At 36.8% G+C, this 2,794-nt stretch carries 1 protein-coding gene; it reads right to left on the minus strand.

The window, feature by feature from the left end:
* Positions 1–316 precede the first annotated feature (316 nt).
* Positions 317–1,606 carry a UDP-N-acetylmuramoyl-tripeptide--D-alanyl-D-alanine ligase gene (gene murF, locus D0T84_RS21925; RefSeq protein WP_163310045.1) on the minus strand — a complete coding sequence of 430 codons (1,290 nt, stop codon included), beginning with the start codon at positions 1,604–1,606 and terminating at the stop codon, positions 317–319.
* Between the last annotated feature and the right edge of the window lie 1,188 nt (positions 1,607–2,794).

Raw genomic sequence — 2,794 nt, forward strand, 5'->3', positions numbered from 1 at the left:
AAACTCATGGCTCAAAGAAGTAAACAGGCATAAAATGCAAGTATGCTACCATCCGGGAATTATTCTTTTTATCAAGAGAATCACCAATATTTGGTCTACCTTTCTTTGAAGCAAGACTCAACAGCAAGTATATTAACATTAGTTGAACTGGTGCTACACTGCCATGAGTTTTTTTCAAAGAAAAGATTTTTATCGTCATTATCGTTTGGTTTATTGGTAAATAATGAGCACTCAACATGACAACCAACGGTCACAGGAGCGGAGCGTATGTAAATAGATATGAAAAAATACTTTTGACACACCCTCTTTTTTATGTCTATAACATTTCTATGCAACGCTCCAATTGCACACCCCGGGAACCCTTGAGTAATACATAACTGTCCTCTATCGGATTTTCTTGCAGGTAGATTCTTAGGGCATCCATGCTTTTAAATCTTGGATATTTAGTATCAACCCTGCTGAAATTATCTCCTATGAATATAACCCTGTCAAAATTGTGATGACTTATATAATCCGCGACTTTTTGATGTTCCATATCGGTATCAGGCCCCAGTTCTTTCATATCTCCCAGAATAAGCACCTTCTTGTTTACGTCCATATGGTCAAAATTTTCCAAAGCGGCGTGCATACTTGTCGGATTGGCATTGTATGCATCTATAATAAGCATATTCTTCTCAGTTTCTTTTAGTTGAGAGCGATTATTCGTCGGTAAATATTCTCCCAAAGCCTTGCAGATCAGCGAAGCCTTTACGCCAAGATATTTCCCTATTGTGATAGCAGCTAAAGCATTGGAAAGGTTGTACTCTCCTATCATACGAGTCTTAACCTTATTCCGCTTATTCCCGAATTTCCATTCCAGTTCGAGGAAAGGGCTGATCGAGGTCACTTTTCCCGAAATAAACAAATCTTCTTCCAGCCCGTAATATATAGATGTTATACCTTCTGCCATTTCACGCAGGAGCATATTATCGTAGTCTATAAATATCTTGCCATCACTTGTACCACGTATATATTCGTACAATTCACCCTTAGCTTTTACCACATTTTCGAATGAACCGAACCCTTCGATATGGGCATGCCCCAGGTTCGTTATCAATCCATAATTAGGCATAGCCATTTCGGCCAGAAACTTAATTTCTCCAACATGGCTGGCACCCATCTCTATAATGGCGATCTCGTGTTCTTTCTTCATCCTCAACAAGGTCAGCGGCACTCCTATATGGTTGTTCAGGTTGCCCTGAGTAGCTATAACATTATATTCCTGTGAAAGAACCGAATAAATCAATTCCTTTGTTGTTGTCTTCCCATTTGTTCCGGTAATAGCCACCACAGGCTTTTTTATCATTTGCTTACGATGGTAACGGGCTAACTGCTGCAATGTTTCCAGACTATCTTTTACCAGAATGATATTAGGCCGGGTAGCATACTTTTCTTCATCTACTATGGCATAACTACATCCCGAATCAATAGCCTTTTCAGCATATTCGTTTCCATTGAAGTTAGCACCTTTCAGTGCGAAAAAGATTGAATCTTTCGGGCTATTACGTGTGTCAGTAGATATTTCTGGATATTGTTTGTATATATTATACAGTTCGGAAATCTCCATAGCATTTATTAGAGTTTATTGTTTACCTTCAAAACATTCTTAGGTACATTATTGTTTATCGCACCAAAATTCTATAAGAATAATTAAGGCAACACGAAGATAACGTTAATAATTCGTACCATAGATTACTCTTAACTTTTTTTACTTTATCAATTATTTTAAGTAACTGTTTAAGAGCCTGTTTCAATTTTAGCGAAAATTTTCATTACAGGTTCAGGTCAATAGTTCTTCGCAATTTTTTTATGCTCTTTTTAGCGTCTATTTGGCTCCGCCGATTTTCAATTCCCTTTTTATTCTTGGTTTAGCCGGCTAATTAGCTACGCTGACCGTTGGTTCTGCTAGCAAAAATGATAAAATCCATCTAAAAATAGCTATAAAAAAGATTTGCTATAAAATTTAAGAAATTGTTTAAATTTTATTCGTTCAAATTTTTAGAGATGTTTTAGAGATGCTTTTTTTCTTCCTCGAAACGATAATAGCGGGCTATTTGAGTTGAGAGAAAGGAAAAAACAACCTAAAACAGCCTAAAAATGAACGAAGAAAAAGGTATAATAAAAAATTCGTATAAAATTTAAACAGTTTCTAAACAGACTCTAAGATTTTTCTCTTTGATTTCAATGAAGAACAAATGAATAAAATTATCTTATTATGTACAGGTTCTTTGACTTGCTGATAAAGATAGTAAAGTAACAATGAAAAGTATCAAAAAGCTGTCACTTTTGTCACTTTTTTGCAGCAGCCTGCTATTTCTGCTTTACTGTCAGGCTTCTAAGTCCGCGAAGCAGGCTAATATGGATAACCACGGGTAGAAACCCGTGGCAAAAGCTGAAAAGAATAGACCGTCTCCGTAGGAGGCGAACGGGATTGATTTTCGCTATTTGCCTCCTACGGAGACATGTTTTTCAGTCAGTCCCTGCCACGGGTTTTACCCGTGGTTATCTAAGTTCAGTCCCTTCGGGACATAGAGCGTTCTTTGATATAATCGAAGGGAAAAGGTAACAGGTAAAAGGAATGTAAGAGCCACATTTGACTACGCTTCACTCCGTCGATTTTCAATTCAATTGTCACTTTTTATGTATAAATAACTAATTTAACGTGAGTTCGAAATAAGGCACTACCATATTGCTAGTTGCTTATCCTCAATAATATCAACTCTGATAGATGGCTTCTTAGGCAAGAAACTATAAG

It is taken from the genome of Dysgonomonas sp. 521 (genome assembly GCF_010501055.1).
GTDB lineage: Bacteria > Bacteroidota > Bacteroidia > Bacteroidales > Dysgonomonadaceae > Dysgonomonas.